The organism is Arenimonas sp. (assembly GCF_047602345.1).
Lineage (GTDB): Bacteria > Pseudomonadota > Gammaproteobacteria > Xanthomonadales > Xanthomonadaceae > Arenimonas.
The window spans coordinates 1-21,372 of the sequence record NZ_JASGHN010000002.1; the positions used below are offsets into that span (position 1 = coordinate 1).

At 65.3% G+C, this 21,372-nt stretch carries 33 protein-coding genes; 31 read left to right on the top strand and 2 right to left on the bottom strand.

Annotation, left to right across the window (positions count from 1 at the left end):
* Both QM707_RS00790 and QM707_RS00795 read right to left on the bottom strand, forming a co-directional pair.
* On the bottom strand, window positions 1-648 hold a 648-nt coding region (locus QM707_RS00790; RefSeq protein WP_414999971.1), incomplete at its 3' end, for a UDP-N-acetylglucosamine 1-carboxyvinyltransferase.
* Between the two features lie 80 nt (window positions 649-728).
* On the bottom strand, window positions 729-965 hold the full coding sequence (locus QM707_RS00795; protein WP_414999972.1) for a BolA family protein: 237 nt from the start codon (window positions 963-965) through the stop codon (window positions 729-731).
* Window positions 966-1,050: 85 nt separating this feature from the next.
* Between QM707_RS00795 and QM707_RS00800 the strand changes: the two genes are divergently transcribed.
* From QM707_RS00800 to QM707_RS00950, 31 genes are all read left to right on the top strand, one after another.
* Window positions 1,051-2,061 carry a KpsF/GutQ family sugar-phosphate isomerase gene (locus tag QM707_RS00800; RefSeq protein ID WP_414999973.1) on the top strand — a complete coding sequence of 337 codons (1,011 nt, stop codon included), beginning with the start codon at window positions 1,051-1,053 and terminating at the stop codon, window positions 2,059-2,061.
* A gap of 3 nt (window positions 2,062-2,064) precedes the next feature.
* Window positions 2,065-2,607: a KdsC family phosphatase gene (locus QM707_RS00805; protein WP_414999974.1), complete on the top strand. Its 543-nt coding sequence runs from the start codon at window positions 2,065-2,067 to the stop codon at window positions 2,605-2,607.
* Window positions 2,604-3,164 (top strand): LPS export ABC transporter periplasmic protein LptC, encoded by a 561-nt coding sequence (lptC, locus tag QM707_RS00810; protein ID WP_414999975.1) that lies wholly within the window; start codon window positions 2,604-2,606, stop codon window positions 3,162-3,164. The genes QM707_RS00805 and lptC overlap by 4 nt, the downstream gene beginning before the upstream one ends.
* Complete coding sequence (lptA, locus tag QM707_RS00815) at window positions 3,148-3,657, top strand: lipopolysaccharide transport periplasmic protein LptA (RefSeq protein ID WP_414999976.1); 510 nt, start codon at window positions 3,148-3,150, stop codon at window positions 3,655-3,657. Before lptC ends, lptA begins: the two co-directional genes overlap by 17 nt.
* Window positions 3,657-4,376, top strand: a complete 720-nt coding sequence (gene lptB, locus QM707_RS00820; protein WP_414999977.1) for an LPS export ABC transporter ATP-binding protein — start codon at window positions 3,657-3,659, stop codon at window positions 4,374-4,376. The genes lptA and lptB overlap by 1 nt, the downstream gene beginning before the upstream one ends.
* A 309-nt stretch (window positions 4,377-4,685) precedes the next feature.
* A complete protein-coding gene (locus QM707_RS00825; protein ID WP_414999978.1) occupies window positions 4,686-6,122 on the top strand; it encodes an RNA polymerase factor sigma-54 in 1,437 nt (478 codons plus the stop codon).
* 131 nt (window positions 6,123-6,253) lie between these two features.
* On the top strand, window positions 6,254-6,580 hold the full coding sequence (gene hpf / locus QM707_RS00830; RefSeq protein ID WP_414999979.1) for a ribosome hibernation-promoting factor, HPF/YfiA family: 327 nt from the start codon (window positions 6,254-6,256) through the stop codon (window positions 6,578-6,580).
* A gap of 16 nt (window positions 6,581-6,596) precedes the next feature.
* Window positions 6,597-7,550: an HPr(Ser) kinase/phosphatase gene (gene hprK / locus QM707_RS00835; RefSeq protein WP_415000010.1), complete on the top strand. Its 954-nt coding sequence runs from the start codon at window positions 6,597-6,599 to the stop codon at window positions 7,548-7,550.
* Window positions 7,551-7,572: 22 nt separating this feature from the next.
* On the top strand, window positions 7,573-8,448 hold the full coding sequence (gene rapZ / locus QM707_RS00840; protein ID WP_414999980.1) for an RNase adapter RapZ: 876 nt from the start codon (window positions 7,573-7,575) through the stop codon (window positions 8,446-8,448).
* A gap of 170 nt (window positions 8,449-8,618) precedes the next feature.
* Window positions 8,619-9,014: a PTS sugar transporter subunit IIA gene (locus tag QM707_RS00845; RefSeq protein WP_414999981.1), complete on the top strand. Its 396-nt coding sequence runs from the start codon at window positions 8,619-8,621 to the stop codon at window positions 9,012-9,014.
* A complete protein-coding gene (locus QM707_RS00850; protein ID WP_414999982.1) occupies window positions 9,007-9,264 on the top strand; it encodes an HPr family phosphocarrier protein in 258 nt (85 codons plus the stop codon). Before QM707_RS00845 ends, QM707_RS00850 begins: the two co-directional genes overlap by 8 nt.
* Before the next feature lie 119 nt (window positions 9,265-9,383).
* Complete coding sequence (gene mgtE, locus QM707_RS00855; RefSeq protein ID WP_414999983.1) at window positions 9,384-10,745, top strand: magnesium transporter; 1,362 nt, start codon at window positions 9,384-9,386, stop codon at window positions 10,743-10,745.
* Between the two features lie 18 nt (window positions 10,746-10,763).
* Entirely contained in the window at window positions 10,764-11,255 is a 492-nt protein-coding gene (locus QM707_RS00860) for a hypothetical protein (protein WP_414999984.1), read from the top strand.
* Window positions 11,256-11,645: 390 nt separating this feature from the next.
* Window positions 11,646-11,960, top strand: coding sequence for a hypothetical protein (locus QM707_RS00865; protein WP_414999985.1), 315 nt, complete (start codon window positions 11,646-11,648; stop codon window positions 11,958-11,960).
* A gap of 68 nt (window positions 11,961-12,028) precedes the next feature.
* Complete coding sequence (locus QM707_RS00870) at window positions 12,029-12,652, top strand: hypothetical protein (RefSeq protein WP_414999986.1); 624 nt, start codon at window positions 12,029-12,031, stop codon at window positions 12,650-12,652.
* A gap of 138 nt (window positions 12,653-12,790) precedes the next feature.
* Window positions 12,791-13,267 carry a low molecular weight protein tyrosine phosphatase family protein gene (locus QM707_RS00875; protein ID WP_414999987.1) on the top strand — a complete coding sequence of 159 codons (477 nt, stop codon included), beginning with the start codon at window positions 12,791-12,793 and terminating at the stop codon, window positions 13,265-13,267.
* Window positions 13,268-13,343: 76 nt separating this feature from the next.
* Window positions 13,344-13,946, top strand: a complete 603-nt coding sequence (locus tag QM707_RS00880; protein WP_414999988.1) for a GNAT family N-acetyltransferase — start codon at window positions 13,344-13,346, stop codon at window positions 13,944-13,946.
* A 124-nt stretch (window positions 13,947-14,070) separates the two neighbouring features.
* Entirely contained in the window at window positions 14,071-14,511 is a 441-nt protein-coding gene (locus QM707_RS00885) for a hypothetical protein (protein WP_414999989.1), read from the top strand.
* Between the two features lie 11 nt (window positions 14,512-14,522).
* Window positions 14,523-14,780, top strand: coding sequence for a hypothetical protein (locus QM707_RS00890; protein WP_414999990.1), 258 nt, complete (start codon window positions 14,523-14,525; stop codon window positions 14,778-14,780).
* Between the two features lie 90 nt (window positions 14,781-14,870).
* Window positions 14,871-15,245: a DUF2200 domain-containing protein gene (locus tag QM707_RS00895; protein ID WP_414999991.1), complete on the top strand. Its 375-nt coding sequence runs from the start codon at window positions 14,871-14,873 to the stop codon at window positions 15,243-15,245.
* Between the two features lie 143 nt (window positions 15,246-15,388).
* Window positions 15,389-15,835, top strand: a complete 447-nt coding sequence (locus QM707_RS00900; protein ID WP_414999992.1) for a hypothetical protein — start codon at window positions 15,389-15,391, stop codon at window positions 15,833-15,835.
* Window positions 15,836-15,882: 47 nt separating this feature from the next.
* The gene (locus QM707_RS00905; protein WP_414999993.1) at window positions 15,883-16,353 is read left to right on the top strand and encodes a hypothetical protein; all 471 of its coding nucleotides are present in this window, start codon (window positions 15,883-15,885) and stop codon (window positions 16,351-16,353) included.
* A 7-nt stretch (window positions 16,354-16,360) separates the two neighbouring features.
* Window positions 16,361-16,753 (top strand): MAPEG family protein, encoded by a 393-nt coding sequence (locus tag QM707_RS00910; protein WP_414999994.1) that lies wholly within the window; start codon window positions 16,361-16,363, stop codon window positions 16,751-16,753.
* A gap of 5 nt (window positions 16,754-16,758) precedes the next feature.
* Window positions 16,759-17,148: a hypothetical protein gene (locus tag QM707_RS00915; RefSeq protein ID WP_414999995.1), complete on the top strand. Its 390-nt coding sequence runs from the start codon at window positions 16,759-16,761 to the stop codon at window positions 17,146-17,148.
* The gene (locus QM707_RS00920; RefSeq protein WP_414999996.1) at window positions 17,145-17,549 is read left to right on the top strand and encodes a hypothetical protein; all 405 of its coding nucleotides are present in this window, start codon (window positions 17,145-17,147) and stop codon (window positions 17,547-17,549) included. Before QM707_RS00915 ends, QM707_RS00920 begins: the two co-directional genes overlap by 4 nt.
* Window positions 17,550-17,598: 49 nt before the next feature.
* A complete protein-coding gene (locus QM707_RS00925; RefSeq protein ID WP_414999997.1) occupies window positions 17,599-18,024 on the top strand; it encodes a DUF1801 domain-containing protein in 426 nt (141 codons plus the stop codon).
* A 7-nt stretch (window positions 18,025-18,031) separates the two neighbouring features.
* Entirely contained in the window at window positions 18,032-18,892 is an 861-nt protein-coding gene (locus QM707_RS00930; RefSeq protein ID WP_414999998.1) for a type II CAAX prenyl endopeptidase Rce1 family protein, read from the top strand.
* The gene (locus tag QM707_RS00935) at window positions 18,879-19,349 is read left to right on the top strand and encodes a GNAT family N-acetyltransferase (protein WP_414999999.1); all 471 of its coding nucleotides are present in this window, start codon (window positions 18,879-18,881) and stop codon (window positions 19,347-19,349) included. Before QM707_RS00930 ends, QM707_RS00935 begins: the two co-directional genes overlap by 14 nt.
* Entirely contained in the window at window positions 19,346-19,960 is a 615-nt protein-coding gene (locus QM707_RS00940) for an N-methyl-D-aspartate receptor NMDAR2C subunit (protein ID WP_415000000.1), read from the top strand. Before QM707_RS00935 ends, QM707_RS00940 begins: the two co-directional genes overlap by 4 nt.
* A gap of 110 nt (window positions 19,961-20,070) precedes the next feature.
* Window positions 20,071-20,493, top strand: coding sequence for an MAPEG family protein (locus tag QM707_RS00945; RefSeq protein WP_415000001.1), 423 nt, complete (start codon window positions 20,071-20,073; stop codon window positions 20,491-20,493).
* Between the two features lie 76 nt (window positions 20,494-20,569).
* Window positions 20,570-21,361: an SDR family NAD(P)-dependent oxidoreductase gene (locus QM707_RS00950; RefSeq protein ID WP_415000002.1), complete on the top strand. Its 792-nt coding sequence runs from the start codon at window positions 20,570-20,572 to the stop codon at window positions 21,359-21,361.
* Window positions 21,362-21,372: the final 11 nt, after the last annotated feature.

Below are 21,372 nucleotides of genomic sequence, written 5' to 3' on the forward strand. Positions count from 1 at the left end.
GATGACGATGCGGTTGCTGCCGGCGCCTTCGATCTTCGCGCCCATCGAGATCAGGCAGTTCGCGAGGTCCACGACTTCGGGCTCTTCGGCGCAGTTCTCCAGCACGGTGGTGCCGCGCGCGAGCGCCGCTGCCATCAGCACGTTCTCGGTACCGGTCACGGTGACCATGTCGAAGGCGTAACGGCCGCCGCGCAGGCGATCGGCCCGCGCCTTGACGAAACCGTTCTCCACCACGACGTCGGCGCCGAGCGCCTGCAGGCCGCGGATATGCTGGTCGACCGGCCGCGAACCGATCGCGCAGCCACCCGGCAACGAAACTTCGGCATGGCCGTGCTTGGCCAGAAGCGGGCCGAGCACGAGGATCGAGGCACGCATCGTCTTGACCAGTTCGTAGGGCGCGACGGTCTGCAACTGCGCGCCGGCATCGACGGTGATCGTCAGCTTCTCGTCGACGGTGAGCTGGGCGCCGAGCGCGCCGAGCAGTTCCATCGTCGTCGTGACGTCGTGCAGGTGCGGCACGTTGCCGATCGAGATCGGCCGGTCGGCGAGCAGCGTGGCGCAGAGGATGGGCAGCACGGCGTTCTTGGCGCCGGAAATCTGCACTTCGCCATTGAGGACTTCGCCGCCGGTGATAACGATCTTGGCCATGGACTCTTCTTCGGGGTTCTTGTTTTTCGGTATTGGTCTTGCTTCGCGGCGCTGGCGAAGGGCGGGGCGTGTCGCGGCGGTCAGCCGCGCGCCGCTTCGTCGGGCGTCAGCGTGCGCAGGGCCAGGGCATGGATTTCGCCGCCCATGCGCTCGCCTAGCGTCGCGTAGACCATGCGATGCCGGGCCAGCGGCAGCTTGCCATGGAAGGCGGCGCAGACCACGAGGGCCTCGAAATGCACGCCGTCGTCGCCGCTGACGCGGGCCTGGGCGCCGGGCAAGCCGGCCTCGATCAGCTGCTGGATGGTCTGGGGATTCATCGACGGGAAAGCGGAAAGCCGGAGGCGGGACGGCACAGGCCGTACAATAGGCGCCCATGATACCCACCTGCCCGGCCCCCTGCCCATGAGCATCGCGCCGAACGCCCCTCCCTCCGATGCCTCCGACCTCGCCGCTCTGATCGAGAGCGGGCGCCGGGTGCTGCGCATCGAAACGCAGGCGCTCGACGCATTGCAGGCGCGCATCGGTCCGGAGTTCGCGCAGGCCTGCCGACTGTTGCTGGCCTGCCGCGGCCGCGTGGTCTGCACCGGCATGGGCAAGTCGGGGCATATCGCCACGAAGATCGCCGCCACCCTGGCTTCGACGGGGACGCCGGCTTTTTTCCTGCACCCCGGCGAAGCCAGCCACGGCGACCTGGGCATGGTCACCGATGCCGACGTCGTGCTGGCGCTGTCCAATTCCGGCGAGAGCGAGGAACTGCTGACGATCGTGCCGGCGCTCAAGCGGCTGGGCAACGTGATGATCGCGATGACCGGCCGTCCGAACTCCGGCCTGGCTCGCCATGCCGACGTGCACCTGGACGTCTCGGTGCCGGAAGAGGCCTGCCCGCTGGGTCTGGCCCCGACTTCGAGCACCACCGCCGCGCTGGCGATGGGCGACGCGCTGGCCGTGGCACTGCTTGAGGCGCGCGGTTTCACCGCCGAGGACTTCGCCCGCTCGCACCCGGCCGGCACGTTGGGCCGGCGCCTGCTCCTGCATATCGGCGACGTGATGCATGCCGGCACCGATGTGCCGCGCGTGTCGCCCGACGCCACCGCCAGCGAAGCCTTGGTCGAAATGAGCCGCAAGCGCCTGGGCATGACCGCCGTCGTCGATGCCGAAGACCGTCTGCTCGGCATCTTCACCGACGGCGACCTGCGCCGCGCGCTCGACGACGAACAGACCGACCTGCGCTCGACGCCGGTGCAGCGCCTGATGACGCGTTCGCCCAAGACCATCGGTCCGCAGCAGCTCGCGGTGGAAGCCGCGCACCTGATGGAAGCGCACAAGATCAATGCGCTCGTCGTGGTCGACGAAGCCCAGCGCGTCGTCGGCGCGTTGAACATCCACGATCTGCTGCGCGCCCGCGTGGTCTGACGCATGCCCGCTCTTTCTCCCATCGAAGTTCAGCAGCGCGCCGCGCGCATCCGCCTGGCCTGTTTCGACGTGGATGGCACCCTCACCGATGGCCGGCTCTATTTCGGCGGCGACGGCGAGATGGCCAAGGCCTTCCACGTGCACGATGGCCAAGGCCTGCGCCTGCTCGAGGACCATGGCATCGCCGTGGCCCTGATCACCGCGCGCGACAGCGCCGCCGCACGCGCCCGCGGCGAGGACCTTCGCCTGAGCCACGTGCACACCGGCGTCAAGGACAAACGCGCCTGCCTGGACGGGATCTGCGCGGAACTCGGCCTCGCGCTGGACCAGGTCGCCTATTTCGGCGACGACTTGCCCGACCTGCCCGCGCTCTCGGTGGTCGGCCTGGCCTGCGTACCCGCCAACGCCCACGCCTGGCTGCGCGATCACGCGCACTGGACCAGCCGCGAACGCGGCGGCGAAGGCGCGGCGCGCGAGTTGTGCGACCTGATCCTGGAAGCGCAGGGCTGGCGCGAATCCATCCTGCTGCGGTACCAGGGCGCATGAGCCAGCGCCGTCTCGCCACGGTGGTCTTGCTGGTGCTCGTCGGCCTGGTCGGCGCGGTGGTCTGGGAATTGCGCCCGACGCATCGCAGCGACGCGACGAATCCGCTGCGCTCGGACTACACCCTGGACAATTTCCAGATGACTTCTCTCGACGAGAAGGGCCTGGAATCGTTCAGCGTCGAGGCGCCGCATCTCGAACGCGACCCCAGCGGCAAGAGCCTCACCCTGACCAAGCCGCAGTTTTCCTTCCCGGACGATGGCGGCGGCCGCTGGAACGCCACCTCGGACAGCGCCTGGGTGGCGGAAAAAGGCGTCGAGGTCCGCTTGCTGAAGAACGTGGTGATGATCGGTCCCGTCAGCCCGCGCGGCGAGCGCACGCATTTCAGCACCGAACGGCTGGACGTCTTCCCGAAGAAGGACCTCGCCACCAGCGCCGATCCCGTGACCATCGCCCGGGCGAACTCTATACTGACCGGCACCGGGCTGCGCGCCGACATGAAAGCCCAGAAAGTCCAACTGCTATCGAACGTCAAAGGACGCTATGCGCCTCGCCAATAACCTCCTGACCGTCGCCGTCATGGGCACCCTGCTGGCGGTGAGCCCGCTGGCCGCCGGCAAGTCTTCCGATCGCAAGCAACCGATGGACGTGGCCGCCGACCGCACCGACGCGATGCTCGGCGACGACAGCGACTCGACCTTGTACGGCAACGTCAAGATCACCCAGGGTTCGCTCGAAGTCGACGCCGACAAGGCCGTCATCCATCGCAAGGGCGGCGACATCAGCCAGGTCGTCCTGACCGGCGCGCCGGCCAAGCTGCGCCAGACCGCCGACAATGGCGAACCGATGACGGCGCGCGCACAGCAGATCGTCTACACCCTGAGCAGCGATGTGATCGTGCTCAGCGGCGACGTCGTGATCGAGCAACCGCGCGGCAACCTGCGCGGGCAGACGATCAAGTACGACCTCAACACCGGCCGCCTCGACGGCGGCGGCGACGGCAACCGCGTGCAGATGCGCATCCTTCCCAAGAGCGGCGGCAGCAGCAACTGATGCTGTCCGCCCGCGGCCTGCGCAAGCGCTACAAGCAGCGCGAAGTCGTCCACGACTTCGGCCTCGACCTGGGGCCTGGCGAAGTCGTCGGCCTGCTCGGCCCGAACGGCGCCGGCAAGACGACCTGCTTCTACATGATCGTCGGCCTGGTGCCGGCCGACGCCGGCCGCATCGAACTCGACGGCCGCAACATCACCGCCCTGCCGATGCACGAACGCGCGCGGTTGGGCCTGGGCTACCTGCCGCAGGAAGCTTCCGTATTTCGCAAGCTCAGCGTCGCCGACAACCTGCGCGCGGTGCTGGAACTGCGCGAGGACCTCGATGTCGCCGGGCGCGAGCGCGAACTCAAGGGATTGCTGGAAGAACTGCAGGTGACCCACGTCGCCGAGCAACTCGGCGCCAGCCTTTCCGGCGGCGAGCGCCGTCGCGTCGAGATCGCGCGCGCGCTGGCGGCGAAGCCGCGCATGATGCTGCTGGACGAACCCTTCGCCGGCGTCGATCCGATTTCGGTCGGCGAGATCCAGAAGATCGTGCGGCATCTGAAGCAGCGCGGCATCGGCGTGCTGATCACCGACCACAACGTACGCGAGACGCTGGGCATCTGCGACCGCGCCTACATCCTCAATGCCGGCGGCGTGCTCGCACAGGGCACGCCGGAACAGGTGCTGTCGAACCCCGACGTGCGGCGCGTCTACCTGGGCGAAGCCTTCCGCCTCTGATCAGGCGGCGACCCCGCACTTCCGGCAAACATCGCCTCTCGCCCTACCCCGTGTGACGGGAAGAGTTCGCGCGTCGAGCCCGCGAAGTACCGCTAACATCACGGCTGCCGCTTGTTGCGGAACGCGCGATGCCTGCCGGCGCGGTACGCACGTCCACGGCCCGCACCGCGGCAAATACGGATTACGTCGTTCGGTCCGGTCACGCACCGTCGCGATCCTACGCTGCCACGGCCGGGATGAATCGCATCTGTCCCGCCGCTAACGATTCTGCAACCCGGCTTCACGCAGCCTGTGTTTTACTTGAGGCGCATGAAGCCCTCCCTGCAAACCCGACTCGGACAGCAGCTGACCCTGACGCCGCAATTGCGCCAGGCCATCCGGCTGTTGCAGTTGTCGGCGATCGAGCTCGAGCAGGAAATCAACGCAGCGGTCGAAGCCAATCCCTTCCTCGAACACGAAGGCGACAGTTTCGAATCCTCGCCTGAAGAAGCCCAGGGCGAAAGCGCGCCTGCGGAAAACGATGCGGGCAACGAGACGGGTCCCGAGGCCGCGGCCGAGCATATCGACGATCACTACAACGACGACGGCGACTACGAATGGAGCGGCGCCTCTCGCCAGAGCAATGGCGAGGACGACGATTTCCCGCAGGACAACACGGCCGTCCAGCAGGACCTGCACGGGCATCTCGACTGGCAGTTGCAGCTGAGCCACCTCAGCGAGCGCGACCGTCTGATCGGTCAGGCCCTGATCGAAGCGGTCAACGACGATGGCTATCTCGTCGCGACCCTGGACGAAATCCGACTCGCCCTGGCACCGGAACTGAGTGCGGACGAGGAAGAGATCGAAGCCATCCTGCACCTGATCCAGCGTTTCGATCCGGTGGGCGTCGGCGCACGCACCCTGTCCGAATGCCTGTGCGTGCAGCTGGGCCTGCTCAGCCCCGAAACCCCCGGGCTGGAGGAGGCGCGCACCCTGTGCCGTCAGCACCTCGACGCCCTCGCTCGCCTCGGCGCGGATCGCCTGGCGGCCCAGTTGGGCTGGAGCAGCGAGACCATGGAGGTCGGCGTGACCCTGCTCAAGTCGCTCGACCCACGGCCGGGCGCCAGCATCGCAACCGGCACCACCGAGTACATCGCACCCGATGCCATCGCCTATCGCCAGGGCGGCGTCTGGAAAGTCGCGGCGGCCCCGGGCAGCCAGCCGCGGCTGGCCATCAACCGCCATTACCAGCACCTGATCGGCAAGGCCAGCCGCGACGCCGACAACTATCTGCGCGGCCAGTTGCAGGAGGCGCGCTGGCTGATGAAGAGTCTGGAATCCCGCGCCGATACGCTGCTGCGCGTCGCCCGCTCCATCGTCCGCCAGCAAAGCGGCTTCCTCGAACACGGCGAACAGGCGATGCGGCCGCTGACCCTGCGCGAGGTGGCCGAGGAGCTGGGCCTGCACGAATCGACCATCTCCCGCGCCACGACGCGCAAGTTCCTGCGTACGCCGCGCGGCACCTTCGAATTCAAGTATTTCTTCAGCTCCGGCATCACCACGGACGATGGCGGCGGCGCGTCCGCTACGGCCATCCAGGCCATGCTCAAGCGCATCATCGACGGCGAGAACCCGCGTTCGCCCCTGTCCGACGCCCGACTGGCCGACTTGCTCAAGGCCGACGGCATCCCCGTGGCCCGAAGAACTGTGGCAAAGTACCGGGAAGCGATGAATATCCCCTCGTCCCACGAGCGACAGAGGTTATAAGGCCCGAAGCGAAGCCCGCGCGCGGCCGCCCGGTCGCGCTGGCCCGACCCCGACTTCTCCCCCCGAAAGAACCCGCGCCGGCGACGCCGCGCGCACGAGTTTCTGTAGTGGCAACAACGAAGGAGGCAACGATGCGTATCGATATCAGCGGCCATCAAGTGGAAGTCACCCCGTCCTTGCGCGATTACGCCCAGGACAAGCTCGGCAAGCTCGGCAAGCATTTCGAGCACCACCTCGATACCCGCATGATCCTCGCCGTCGACAACCTCGACCACAAAGCCGAAGCCACCCTCAACATCCCGGGACGCACCCTGTTCGCCGATGCCACCGCCTCCGACATGTACGCGGCCATCGACCTGCTCGCCGACAAGCTCGACCGTCTGGTGCTCAAGCAGAAGGAAAAGATGAAGGACCACCACCGCGGCGAGTCGGCCGCGCGCTCCGACAGTTTCGGCTGACGAAGACCGCCCCATGATGCGCACCCGGATCAGCGCGAAGGAAGTCTTCGACCAGCTCCAGGAACGCCTGGGCTGGCGCTGGATCACCGGGCAACGCGGCGGCGATCGCCAGATCGAACGCAGCGAACAGGTAACCCGCCGGCCTTCGCTGGCGGGTTACCTCAACGTCATCCACCCCAACAAGGTTCAGATCATCGGTGCGTCCGAGCTGGCCTGGCTCGACACGCTCGACGCACGCCAGCGCTGGGAAAAGCTCGAGATCATCATGGGCTTCGCGCCGATGGCCTTGGTCATCACCCAGAACCAGGCCTGCCCGACCGACCTGCGCAATGCCTGCGAGGAATCGGACACGCCGCTGTGGATCTCGCCCAAGCGCGGCCACGAAATCCACAGCCTGCTGCAATACCACCTCGCCCTCGAACTCGCCCCGCGCGTCACGCTGCACGGCGTGTTCATGGAAATCTATTCGATCGGCGTGCTGATCACCGGCGAAGCCGGCGCCGGCAAGAGCGAACTCGCGCTGGAACTCATTTCGCGCGGACATCGCCTCGTCGCCGACGACGCCCCCGAATTCACCCAGATCGCGCCCGACGTGCTCGACGGCACCTGCCCCGAGATGCTGCAGGACATGCTGGAAGTGCGCGGCCTCGGCGTGATGAACATCCGCCAGATGTTCGGCGACACCGCCGTGAAGCGGAACAAGTACCTGCGCCTGATCGTGCACCTGGTGAACTACCAGAACGCCACGCCCGAGGCGATGGCGCGACTCACGGGCGAAACCTCGGCGCCGCGTCGCGTGCTCGACCTCGACGTGCCCGAGTTCCACTTGCCGGTCGCGCCCGGTCGCAACCTTGCGGTCTTGACCGAAGCCGCCGTGCGCCTGCATATCCTGCGCGTGAAGGGCGCCGACCCCGCCGCCGCCTTCCTGGCGCGGCACGCCGCCCTGCTCGGCCAGAGCGAACCCACCTGAGCCGACGGCACGGACCCTGCGCATGGACAGCACAGCCAAACCCCGCCTCACCGTCGTCAGCGGCCTGTCGGGCTCCGGCAAGACGGTGGCCCTGCGCACGCTGGAAGACCTCGACTACTACTGCGTCGACAACCTGCCGGCCGAATTGCTGACGGCCTTCGTCGAAAGCGCAGCGCGCGAAGCGGCCGGGCGCAAGCGCCTCGCGGTCGGCATCGACGTGCGCAACCTCGCTTCGGACCTGTCGCGCATCGGCCAATGGCTGTCGGCGGTCGGCGCGCTCGGCTACGACCATCGCCTCGTGTATTTCGACACGCGCGACGACGTGCTGGTGAAGCGCTATTCCGAAACCCGGCGCCGGCACCCGCTTTCGCACGGCGGCCTGGCGCTGTCGGACGCGATCGCCCTCGAACGCGAACGCCTGGCGCCACTGCGCGCGCTGGCCGACCAGGTCATCGATACCAGCGACCTCAACGTGCACCAGCTGCGCAAGGTCGTGCTCAACGAACTCGAAGCCGGACAGAAGCCTGGGCTGTCGTTGCTGTTCGAGTCCTTCGCCTACCGCCGCGGCGTACCGGGCGATGCCGATTTCGTCTTCGATGCGCGCTGCCTGCCGAATCCGCATTGGGACGCGCGACTGCGCCCGCTTTCCGGTCGCGATGCGGCCGTGCGCGAATACCTGGACGAACAGGACAGCGTGCGCGAATACGTGGATCAGGTCACCGCCTTCCTCGACAGCTGGCTGCCGCGCTTCGAGTCGGAGACGCGCAGCTATGTCACCGTCGCCTTCGGCTGCACCGGCGGCCGCCATCGCTCGGTCTATCTCGCCGAGAAACTCGCCCAGCATTGCCGTGCGATGGGTCGCGAAGACGTGCTGACCTTCCATCGCGAACTGGAATAGAGCGAACGGCTTCGTAGGCTGGGCTGACAAGCCCAGCACAACGCCATCCTCGGCCGCTGGGCTTGCCAGCCCAGCCTACGGCTGCATCCAAACCGCCAACCACGAACCACCCACCCTCCACCCGCATCGCGCGGTCGCGGCCGACGCCGCTCCTACGTTAAGCTCGGGCCATGCCGATCGGACTTCTCCTGCTCACGCACGAGCCGCTCGCGAGCGCCCTGCTCGCGGCCGCGACGGCCGTGCACGGCGCCCCGCCGCTGAAGGTAGCGACCTTCGAACTCGCGCACGGCCTCGACCCGGAATCCCTGCTGGCCGATGCCAGCGCGGCGATGCGTCGCGCCGAAGGCGGCGAGGATGGCGTCCTGATCCTGACCGATCTCGCCGGCGCCGCCCCGGCCCGGCTGGCCAGGAAACTCGCGCAATTGGGCACGCCCTGCCGCCGCGTCAGCGGCCTGTCTTTGCCGATGCTGCTGCGTGTGTTCAACTACGCGGAACAGGAACTCGACGAACTCGCCCGCACGGCGGCTGCCGGCGGACGCAACGGTGTGGTGAACGACGATGCTTGAACGCGACCTGCAGATCACTCATCCGCAAGGCCTGCATGCGCAGGCCTCGGCCAAGCTCGTGCAGGTGCTCACGCCGTTCCGCAGCCAGGTGACCCTGATCGCCAAGGGGCGCGAGGTCAATGCCAAGTCCATCATGGGCGTGATGCTGCTGGCCGCCGGCCCCGGCACCACGCTGCGCGTGCGCTGCACGGGCGAGGACGAGGCCGAAACCCTGGCCGCGCTTGTCGTGCTGTTCGAATCGGGCTTCTGATTCCGTCGCGGCCTTCGCGCCGCCCCGCAAACAAAGACTGGGCAGCGCAGGCCGCTGCCCTGATAATAAGCGCGTAGTAGCTGCGCCCGACGAATCCGCTTCCGACCCGGAGCCGCCCGATGGCCGAAGCCGTCCGCCACGACAAGACCGCGCGACAGCTTCGCCTGTTGTCTGACGCGCTCGACACCGGCCGTCTCGGCCCGGTGCGTCGCTTGGTGAACACGCTGTCGCCGGCCGAGATCGGCAACCTGCTCGAATCGCTGCCGCCGGCCAAGCGCGGCATCGTCTGGGGCCTGGTCGATCCGGAAGACGACGGCGAGGTGCTGGTGCACGTCGGCGAAGACGTGCGCGAGTCCTTGCTGGCGGAAATGGACCCGGACGAGATCGTCGCCGCCGCCGAAACGCTGGACATCGACGACCTCGCCGACCTCGCCGAAGACCTGCCCGACACCGTCATCGACGAAGTGCTCAAGTCGATGGACCGCGAGAACCGGGAACGGCTCGAACAAGCGCTGTCCTACGACGAAGACAGCGCCGGCCGCCTGATGAACCCGGACGTGGTGACGGTGCGCGCCGATACCACGGTCGATGTCGTGCTGCGCTACCTTCGCCTGCGCGGCGAACTGCCCGACCACACCGATCATCTGTTCGTCGTCAGCCGCCGTCACCAGTACCTCGGCCGCGTCTCGATCAGCGCCTTGATCACGCAGGATCCGTCCACCCCGATCAACGAACTGATCGACGACGAACAACCGGCCATCGAAGCCGACCAGCCCGCCAGCGAAGTCGCCGCGCAGTTCTCCGACCACGACTGGATCTCGGCGCCGGTGGTGGACGAGAACAACATCCTGCTCGGCCGCATCACCATCGACGACGTCGTCGACATCATCCGCGAACAGGCCGAACACCAGGCCCTGTCCGCCGCCGGCGTGGACGAGGACGAGGACCTGTTCAGCCCGGTGCCGCGTGCGTTCCGCCGTCGCGTCGTCTGGCTCGGCGTGAACCTCGGCACGGCTTTTCTCGCATCGAGCGTGGTCGGCCAGTTCCAGGGCACGATCGATCGCATCGTCGCGCTCGCCGTGCTGATGCCCATCGTCGCCGGCATGGGCGGCAACGCCGGCACGCAGGTGCTCGCGCTGATGGTGCGCGGCCTCGCGCTCGGACAGGTCGGCGCCACCAACGTGCAGGCGCTGCTTTGGAAAGAGCTGCGCGTCGCGCTGATGAACGGCCTGATGCTCGGCAGCATCGTCGCGCTCGCGACCTGGGCCTGGTTCCACGATCCCGCGCTCTCTGCGGTCATCGGCGCGGCGATGACCTGCAACCTGCTCTGTGCAGCACTCGCCGGCGTGCTGGTGCCGATGTCGCTCAAGCGCATGAACCTCGATCCGGCACTGGCCGGCGGCGTGATCCTGACCACCGTCACCGACGTGATGGGTTTCCTGAGTTTCCTCGGTCTTGCGACGCTGGTGCTGGTGCGCTGAGCCCCTGATCAACGCCCCATGGCCGATTCGCTCACCCAGGCTGTCGACAAGATCCTCTGGCCTTTCCTGCAGCAGGAAGGTTTCGTCCAGCGCACGTCCAGGAAGTTCGTGCGAGAGCGCAACGACGTCTTTCAGCAAATCGTGATCGATGCCAACGGTGCGGGCGGAAAGAGCAGGACCGTCGTCATGCTCTTCGCCAGCCTTCCTTTCGGCCCCGTCGGCGGCTATCTCGACCCGCACGGTTTCCTGCTCGGCAGCGGCCGTCGCTGGCGCATGGAGACCGCCGACGTCGCGCAGAAATCCATGACGCAGATCGTCGAAGCGCTACGGCGGCACGAACTCGAAAAGCTGGATGGCCTTTCCGATCTTCCTGCGATGATCGAGTCCCTTCGCCCGCTCACGCACCGCAGTTGGCATGCGACCTATGCCGATTTGTACTCGCGCTGGCGCGCGAGCGATGCGGAAGTCGTTGCGATCCATCAATCGAACCGGGCGACGCTGGGGCTATGAGCAGGTCGTGATCGTGACCACGCTCGCTCGCTGGTGATGATCGAACAGATGGCGGGCGTGCAGTATTTCGCGCTGGTCATCTCACGACTGGTCACGCTGCAGTCCGCGCGGCGACGGCAGGGGCTATTCGCCATTGTTGGCCAACGTCGCGCAACAGCCGGGCGCTGTCTTACGGCTTCCGCCGATGGATTTATCGCAGTGGTTTTGCCGCGATAAGTTTTGTCACCCTGTCTCCATCGTATGGGCCTTCCCAACCTGCCTTTCCGGCAAAGCCATTCTTCATGTCAAGGCACTGGTTGTGTTGGAATCTTCTCCGTTGACGGGAAAACTACCGCCCCTTCAGAATCCGGCTTACGCCCCACTTTGGGGTCTAATAGTAGTTAGACGTCAATGAAGGTTATCGCTCACGCCCCCTCTAGCTGGTTCTTGGTTCGTGACGGCGATTCTTTGCTGCTAGACGTCGCATGCGGGACAGTTGGTGCGTTCAGCTTACTGATACGACTTGGCGATTCCGAGATTGATGGTCTTAATGGGCAAGGGTTGCCTTCGGTAGATGTTCTCGCCACGACCATCCGCAACAATCCGCGTGCTTTCTCCCAACGCCACGAGCGCGGGCTAGAGGCTGCGGTTACCGCGGCGATCATCCAGTGGAAAAATGACGGTGTTGCCGTCCAACAGTTCATTCAAGCCGACCGCCGGGTGTAGGCTTGGCTCAAACAACAGCTGCTGGCCGGCGGCGGCTCAATTCAGGCGTTAGGCCCAATGGAGTTGCCGTGGCGTCTTTCAGAATCCCGCTGGCTCCGGCCTTGCTCATTGTCCTAGCCGCCGGCTGTTCTCTGTTGTCGGAAGCCTCGCCACCTGCCTCTGTCCAAGGGCGAGATCGGGTTACTGGTGCGAACGGATTCTCGTTTCAGCCCCCTACTGGGGATGATTGGACTGAAACACTTGAAGAACAGCAGGTCACTTACTTCAAGAAGCTTGACCCGGGCCAGGCTTCCCTTTTCTTCGGGGCAATTGAGGGTCCGCTGAAATCGGAGATGCCCACTCAAGACTCACTGGTTTCTTTTGTCCGATCAAGAAAGGACAACTGGGGCAGCGAAGGACGCTACACAGATGTCGTGGCCTCAATTGCCGTCGAGCCCTCCCAGCCGTCATGTGTCCGCTACGACATGATCGCGCATGACCACGCGGCAAAGAACAAAGGCGACCTCGCGTACTTGGTAATGCGAACAGTCGGTCGATTCTGCTTGCATCCCGACGACAGAAGCGTTGGCCTGGACATCTTTTACTCAGTTCGATACATCCCAACTCTCGATCCTGCAACGCTCATTGCCGAGGGCGACGCATTCCTGGCGAGCGTTAAGTTCGAATCGCGGCCGAAGAATCAGAAGGGATAGCGGTCGCTTATGGCCTAACAGTCCATTGGAGCGGTCGCGTCGACGCCGCGGGCCTTGCACGCCGCGCCCCTGCTAGTATGCGCAGCAAGCAAGGCAACACCGTTGTGGTGCGGCCGCTAAATTCAGTCGTTAGGTCTCATGAAAGACGACCCTCTGCAGACGAAAGAAAAGCGTGAGAAGAACTGGAAGCTGCTTTATCTCCGCTCGGCGAAGCTCGCGCGCGCCAAGCAACTAGGCATCGACTATCCCAACACATCGAGCGACGGCCAGACCGAGGGCGACGAACCTCTCAATATTCTTTTTGTCTGCAGCCGGAACCAATGGAGGAGTCCCTCGGCGGAGGCCGTATGGCGCAACCACCCGGACATACGCGCAAGGTCTGCCGGGACCAGCCCCAATGCACGTAGGCGTGTATCCATCGACGACATACGATGGTCACACTCCATTTTTGTCATGGAGGAGAAACATAGGTCCAGGCTACTGGCCGAGTTCAGTCGCGCCATGGCCAACAAGCCAATACATGTCCTCGACATCCCGGATGAGTATCAATACATGGATCCAGAGCTTGTCGATATGCTTAGGGCGTCCGTCAGTTCGATTCTCGGGCTTCCATAGGGCTGCCGGTGAGGCCTAGCAATTCATTCAAGCCGAACGCGCTTGGTGGGTCGGCTCAGTTTGACCGTGAGGCTTCATGATAGTTGCCAACGCAATCCCGTCCGACCTCAACGGATCCGTCGAATGCCTGGCCGACGCCTTCGCGCAGGATCCGATCACCGGATTCCTCCTGCAGACGGGCGCCGGTTACCGGGAGCGCTTGACGCGCTTCTTCTCGCTGCTGATGCGTGCCCGCATCGCGCTCGGGATGCCGGTGCTCGTCGCTCGGGGCGCCGATGGCATCCATGGCGCCGCGATGGGCTACGCCACGGCTCACCCCGAATGGCCGGTTGACCTTTCCGAGGAGTGGAATCGCTTCGAGAAGGCGACACCCGGGATGGTGGATCGCATGGCGGTTTACGACGAGATCTCCGCCCGCTTCAAGCCGGAAGTGCCGCACTACTACCTCGGCGTCATCGGCATCGACCCTAGATTGCATGGTCGCGGTTTCGGACTGCAACTTCTCAATGCGTTTTGCGACCTGTCGGCCAATGACACTCTCTCTAGCGGCGTCTACCTGGAGACGGCACAGGAATCGAACGTAGGATTCTATGAGCGTTCCGGCTTCTCGGAGCTTGGTCGCGGAAAGCTCGGAGATGCCACGTTGTGGTGCATGTTTCTACCGCAACGGTCGCTATGACGCCCATCACTTCGCTGGAGCGGAAACGTGAGGAATGGAGCGCCGAGACCATGCAACGGCGGCTGCGCCCAGCTTGGGTCGCCCCGCTTCCGCAAAGGCGGCGTCCGCTGAGACAATCGCTCGCATGACAGACTCTGCGAATCCGCACAACCGCCTGCTCATTCTCGGCGCGACGCTGAGCGCGCTCGCGGCCCTCGCCCACCTGGGTTGCATCGCCTTCGGCGCCCCCTGGTATCGCTTCTTCGGCGCCGGCGAGGGCATCGCGCGCATGGCCGAGGCCGGCCATTGGTATCCGACCTTCATGGCCTTGGTCATCGCAGCGCTGCTGTTCGTCTGGTCCGCCTACGCGCTGTCCGGCGCCGGCGTGATCCGGCGCCTGCCCTTGCTCAAGCTCGGCCTGTGCGCCATCACCGCCGTCTATATCGGCCGCGGCCTCGGCTTCATGGCGATCATGCCGCTGTTCCCCGGCAACAGCCTGACGTTCTGGCTGATCAGCTCCAGCATCTGCCTTGCCTTCGGCCTGGTGCACGGGATGGGCTTGCGCCAGGCCTGGGCCCGTCTCTGAGACTGGCGCCCATGTCGAAACCGGAAATCTATTGCCCTGTCTGTGCCTGGCGCCCGGGCCCGGATGATCTTTGGATTTGTACGCGCAACGACTGCGGCACCGAATGGAATACGTTCTGGACGCGCGGCGTCTGTCCCGGCTGCGCCTATCAGTGGCGCAATACGCAGTGCCTTCGCTGTGCGGAAATGTCGCCGCACGAGGCCTGGTATCACTTCGGCGATCCTCAGGAGAGCGAACTCGTCGAGCACGAACGCGAGACTGGAAGCTGACGTGAACGGTCCGATCGCGCATTCGAGCGCGGGCCAGGTGCTAGGCTAGGCCATCATCGAGGCCTGTGTCGCCCGCGGGAGGGAGACGCAATGCAATTGCAGCGGATCTTCGCCATGCCCTTCGCCAAGGTCTATCCGCTCTATGTACAGAAGGCGGAAAAGAAGAAGCGTACGAAGGACGAAGTCGACCGGGTCATCCGCTGGCTGACCGGCTACGACCAGGCCGGCCTGGAAAAGCAGATCGAGCACAATACCGACTTCGAAACCTTCTTCGGCCAGGCGCCCGCCTTCCACCCGAATGCCTCGCTGATCAAAGGCCTGGTCTGCGGCGTGCGCGTGGAGGACGTGCAAGACCCACTGATGCAGAAGATCCGCTACCTGGACAAGCTGGTCGACGAGCTGGCGAAAGGCAAGGCGATGGACAAGATACTGCGCTCTGACCCGGGCCGGCCAGGCGGAGACTGAAACCGCTTCTGCGACGCCCGGACCGGATCGTAGTCGCTCAATTGGCCCATCCGGTCACAGTTATGACCGCCCACCCGTTCGATGCGACGCGGCGCGTCCGGTCGAGGCTACAATCGCCCGCACACCCAGCGAGAGAGTCTTCGATGAGCGACGACACGCCTTACACGCCCCCGGCAGCCCCCGCCATGCAGGAATCCCCGGTCTCGCCCGCCGTGCAGTCGGCCGGTCGGTGGTTCTACTGGATCGTCGGCCTGTCGGTGATCAATACCATCATGTCGATGTCGGGAAGCACGACCAGCTTCGTGATGGGCCTGGCGATGACCGCCGTGTCCGACGCATTGTTCTCCGAGATGAAGATCATCGCCTTCGCGATCGATGCGGTCGTTCTGGCGTTCTTCGCTTTCGTCGGCATGCAGGCGGTGCGCGGCCGCTTGTGGGCGTTCTACCTTGGCATCGTCGTCTACGCGATCGATGCGCTGATCTATCTCGCCTTCGGCGACTGGATGCCGGTCGCCTTCCACGGCCTGGCCCTGTTCTTCATCGCCCGCGGCGCCATCACGCTGATCGGCGAGCGGCAGCAGCGAGCCTGAAGCAAAGCCGATAGCGCACGAACCTTCGACTCGGCAACGGAGACGCAATGAAATCCTGGCAGCGGCGTGCTCTCGGAATACTCGCGCTCGGCGGCGGCGCGGTGGGAATTTCCGCCTTCCTCGCCCTGATCATGACCCGCGGCAATCCGATCGAGTGGTTCTTCTGCAGCGTCTTCATCCTGTTGTACGCCTGGGGCGTCTGGTGCGGCGTCCGCCTGCTCGAACAGCAACCGGGCGCGGAACGCTCCATGCTCAAGTACTGGCTGATCCAGGTTCCCGCGTTCGGTTCGCCCTATTTCGGCTATGCGATGTCGAGCGGCTTCCACGCCACGGTCGCGTTGCAATTCAATCCGATGAAGCTCAACGGCAACTTCCTGTTCGGCAGCAGCGCTAACTATTCCTTGCTGCAGGCCGACCAACCCTGGTTCGTCGGCGCCAATCTTTTCGCCCTCGGTATCGCCTGGTGGCTCTGGCGGGTCGTGGCACGGTCGTCGCCTGTTTCCACCAACCCCGCCTGAGGTCGCAATGACCATCGCCGAACTCTGCATCCTGATCGCCTGCCTGTTGCCGATCGCCTGCGCCGGCATCGCCAAATCCAAGGGATTCGGCAAACGGCGCCGCGAGGGCGGTTTCGACAACCACAACCCGCGCCAGTGGCTGGCGAACCTGCACGGTTGGCAGGCACGCGCCAATGCGGCGCAATACAACAGTTTCGAAGCGCTGCCGATCTTCATCGCCGGCGTGCTGATCGCGGAGCGCTTACAGGCGCCGCAGGGACGGATCGATGCGCTGGCGCTGCTCTTCGTGGCGATGCGCATCGGCTATATCGCCGCCTACCTGGCCGACAAGGCCTCGCTACGTTCGCTGCTCTGGGCCGTCGCGCTGGGCGCCAGCATCGCATTGTTCTTCGTCGGCTGAATCCTGTGCGCCCGGCGGCGGAGAACCTGATTCGCTGGACGCTGGGCATCGGCGCGCTGTTCAATCTCGCCGCCGCGCTGATGCTGCTGTTCCCTCAGTCTTTCGGTGCATTCGCCGGCGTGCCCGTGTCCGAATCGGTTTTCCATACCTGGCTGCTGGCTTTGTTCGTCGCCCTGTTCGGCGCGACCTATGCGTGGATGGCGCACCAGCCCGAGATACCGCGTCCCTTGCTTGGGCTGGCCGCCATCGGCAAGACCGGGGTTTTCTTCGTGGCGCTGGCCTGCTGGATTCGGAACGACATCCCGCTGACCACGTTTTCGCTGGCGATCGCCGATCTGGCGTTCGCCGCTGCGTTCTTCTGGTGGCTGCGGCGCGATCCGTCGAAACATCGATGAGCAAACTGCCCCGCTTCTGGATCGAGCACGCGCCCGACTGGCGCAACGAGCCGCTGGCTTATTGGGTGCATGTGGAACAAGGCCCGGGGCATTGGCGCGCCGCGACCGAGTATGCGCCTCCAGCACCGAAGCCCGATGGCAAGAAGGGATACCGCGTGCTCTGCGTCGAGGCGGGCGACGTCGTCCTGCGATTCTCGTCCGACGCCCAACTCGCCGAATTCGTCCGCGTGCTGTCGCAAAAACCCTTGCCGACTTCCCTGCGCCTGTCTCGACAGCGTGGGCCTTCGGTCGGCCCGAACGGTCACTGGCTGAGCCGCTTGCCGGCTCGGCTGAAATCGCCCAAGGCCAGAATCCGACTGGTATCGCAGCTATCCGCGCTCGCCGGCCGCATCGACGACTGACTGCCCGAGCCGGGTAAGATGCGCGTGAATCGGTCGCGCGAGGTCTGCGATGAAGAAGACGGAAGCGAAACCAGGCCCTTCGGCCCCGGAACTGATTTCGAAGCGCATCGCCGAACTCGGCGACTGGCGTGGCGAAACGCTGGCGCGCATGCGCAAGCTCATCCACGAGGCGCTCCCTGATGTGGTCGAAGAATGGAAATGGATGGGAACGCCGGTCTGGTCCAGCGACGGCATCCTCTGCACCGGCGAGTGCTACAAACAGCATGTGAAGCTGACGTTCGCCAAGGGCGCATCGCTGGACGACCCGAAGTCGCTGTTCAATGCGGGCCTGGAAGGCAACATGCGTCGCGCCATCGACATTCGCGCAGGCGAGAGCGTCGACGCGACCGCATTCAAGGCCTTGGTCAAGCGCGCGGCGGCCTTCAACGCAGCGAAGGCAGTGAAGAAGGCCGCTACCAAGAAAACGAAGCGCTGAGCGGGCCGTGCACGAATCCCGTCCGTCGGAGAAGAATCCCCGCCCGCTCTGGCAACGGATTCCCGTCGCCATCCGTGCTCCCTTGGTCGCGCTGCTCATTCTCAACATCGGGCAGGTTACGCCGGCGTTGGCCGTCTGGCTGAATCTGAAGATGGCTCCGGAACTGCCGCTGTTCCTGGCCTTCACCTTGCTGTGGCTTTGGTTTTTCTGGCGCTACCTGGACGGCCATGGCTGGCCTCGCCGTCTGTCGGAAACGCGGCGGCGCGATCTGCGGGCGACCGCGCTTTCCGGAAAGACATGGGCCTGGTCCCTGCTGGCGGGTGGGCTCGGCATGGCTGCCGTCATGAGCCTGGTCTTGCTGACAGGGCGCGTAGCAGACCTCCCTGAGGAAGCGTATCGGGCGCCCTTCGATCTCGGCGCGTATCCGGCATGGACGGTCCTGGCCTTCTTCCTGAGCCTGGCCGCTACCGCCGGCGTCGTCGAAGAAGCCGCGTTCCGCGGTTACATGCTTTCGCAGTTGCAGCGCCGATACGGCTGGGGCATTGCGATCGGCGCCGTAGCGGTGTTGTTCTACATCGTGCATCTGAGCCACGCCTACGCGACGCCCGCGTTCCTGCCTTTCTTCGCCGCCTACAGCCTGCTGCATGGCGCGTTGGTCTGCCTGACTCGCTCCATCCTCCCGAGCGTGATCCTGCATTGCATCGGCGACTTCTGCATCCTGCCGATGCAATACGGCGTCCTGCCCTTGCCATTCGGGCCGACTTACCTGCCGTACCTCGTAGCCATGCTGCTGTTCGCGACCGCCTCGGTGCCGGCGTTCGTCCAGCTACGGAAATCCGTCGGGACCACGCAAGATGATGCGAACTGAGCCGACCGCCAGCACGTTCTCGCTACGACCCGCGACGCCGAACGACAAGGTTTTCTGCCATGAGCTGCACTGGCGCACGATGCGCGACTACGTGGAAGCCACCTGGGGCTGGGACGAGGCCGATCAGTCGCAGCGATTCGAAGCAGGCTTCGATCCGTCGCGCACGGAAATCATCGAACAGGACGGCAAACCCATCGGCATGCTGATCGTCGATCGCACGACGAATCCGGTCCGGCTGCTGTCGATCGAGATTTCGCCGGAGCAGCAGGGACTCGGCTACGGTGCGGCGATCATCAGCAGGGTCGTGCGCGAATCCGCCGGAAAGCCTGTCTGGCTGCAGGTGCTGAAGGTCAATCCGGCCAAGGCCTTGTACGAACGCCTGGGTTTCGTCTCGATCGGCGAAACCGCGACGCATTGGCAGATGTTGCATGGGCCGCTTCGGGAGCACTCGTCGTGAATCCTCTTTTCGAAGCCTCATGGAGCCGTGCCTGGCCGGCCGTATCCGGAGCGGATGCCGATCCTGGCCTACGCGAGCAATTGCTGGCGCGCTATGCCGAGCCGCATCGCGCCTACCATACCCTGCAGCACCTGCACGAATGCCTGGAACTGTTCGACCAGGCGCGCGCGCTGGCGCAGCGGCCCGAGGAAGTGGAACTGGCTCTGTGGTTCCATGACGCGATCTACGACGTGCGCGCCTCCGACAACGAGGCGCGCAGCGCCGCCTGGGCGGTCTCGGCGCTCGCCTCGGCAAGCACGCCGAACGATGCCATCATGCGCGTCGAATCGCTGATCATGGCCACGCGCCACACGGCGGCGCCGAGCGATGGCGACGAGACGCTGCTGGTCGATATCGATCTTTCGATCCTCGGCGCGGACGCCGAGCGTTTCGACGAATACGATGCGCAGATCCGCCAGGAATACCGGCACGTTCCCGGCCTGATCTACCGCTTCAAACGCCGCGGCATCCTGCGCTCGTTCCTGGAACGCCCGCGCATCTACGGTACCGACCCGCTGCACGAGCGCTTCGAACGCAAGGCCCGGGCGAACCTGCAACGCGTCACCGCCTGATTCCACCCGGCTGGCGAGTTCCGCCACGCGCCGATCCGCCTCTCGCCCGACTGGTTCGGCGGTGATACCTTGCCGGAGCGCGCTTCCCGCGAACCGTCACGAGACCGACCATGCCGAACCAGCCCCTGCTCGCCCCTATCGTCGCCCTGGCCCTGTGGACGGCCGTGATGTGGGCATGGATGTACGTCACGCGCATCCCGGCCATCATGAAGGCGCGCATGCATCTGGATTCCGACGCACCGCGCGGCGAGCAGATGGCTACCCTGCCGGCACGCGTGCGCTGGAAAGCCGACAACTACAACCATCTGATGGAACAGCCGACGGTCTTCTTCGCCGTCGCACTGGTCCTGGCCATCCTCGACGACCGTTCCGCCGCCAGCCTCATGCTGGCCTGGGCTTATGTCGGCCTGCGCGTCGTGCACAGCCTGGTGCAGTCGCTGATCAACCATATCCAGACGCGTTTCGCGGTGTTCTCGCTATCGTCGCTGGTGCTGTTCGCCCTGATGTATCAGGCCGCCGTTCGCGTCTTCTGATCCTGCGGACCAATCGCCCGTCGAGACGACCCGTCGCCATCGCGTTAGACTCGACCGGAACCCCAGGGAGCGCGCGATGGACATGCAACTGGACGGCCGGCTGGCCCTCGTTTCCGGAAGTACGGCCGGCATCGGCTACGCCATCGCCGAAGGCCTGGCACGCGAAGGCGCGCGGGTCATCGTCAACGGCCGCACGCAGGGCGCCGTCGACAAAGCCATCGCCGACATCCGCGCGACCACCGGACGCGAAGCCTTGGGCTTCGCCGGCGACCTGGGCAAGGCGGACGTCGCGCAGGCGCTGACGCGCGCGCATCCCGGCATCGAAATCCTCGTCAACAACCTCGGCATCTTCGAACCGCAAGCCTTCGAGGACATCGCGGACGAAGAATGGTTGCGTTTCTTCGATATCAACGTGCTGAGCGGCGTTCGACTTGCGCGGCTCTGCCTGCCGGCGATGAAACAGGCGGACTGGGGCCGCATCGTCTTCATCTCCAGCGAAAGCGGCGTGCAGATCCCGTCCGAGATGATCCATTACGGCATGACGAAGACGGCGCAGATCGCCGTCTCGCGCGGCCTGGCCGAATCGCTGGCCGGTACCGGGATCACGGTCAACAGCGTATTGCCGGGCCCGACGCGCTCGCGTGGCGTCGGCGATTTCGTCGAAACCCTGGCCAAGGCCGACGGCAAGACCTTCGCCGAGTTCGAGAAGGAGTTCTTCGAGAAAGTGCGGCCCACCTCGTTGATCAAACGATTCGCGACGCCCGCCGAAGTGGCTTCGATGGTGGTCTATCTTTGCAGCCCGCTTTCCTCCGCCACCACCGGCGCCGCGCTGCGCGTGGACGGTGGCGTGGTGAAGAGCGCGTTCTGAGCCGCGCATGG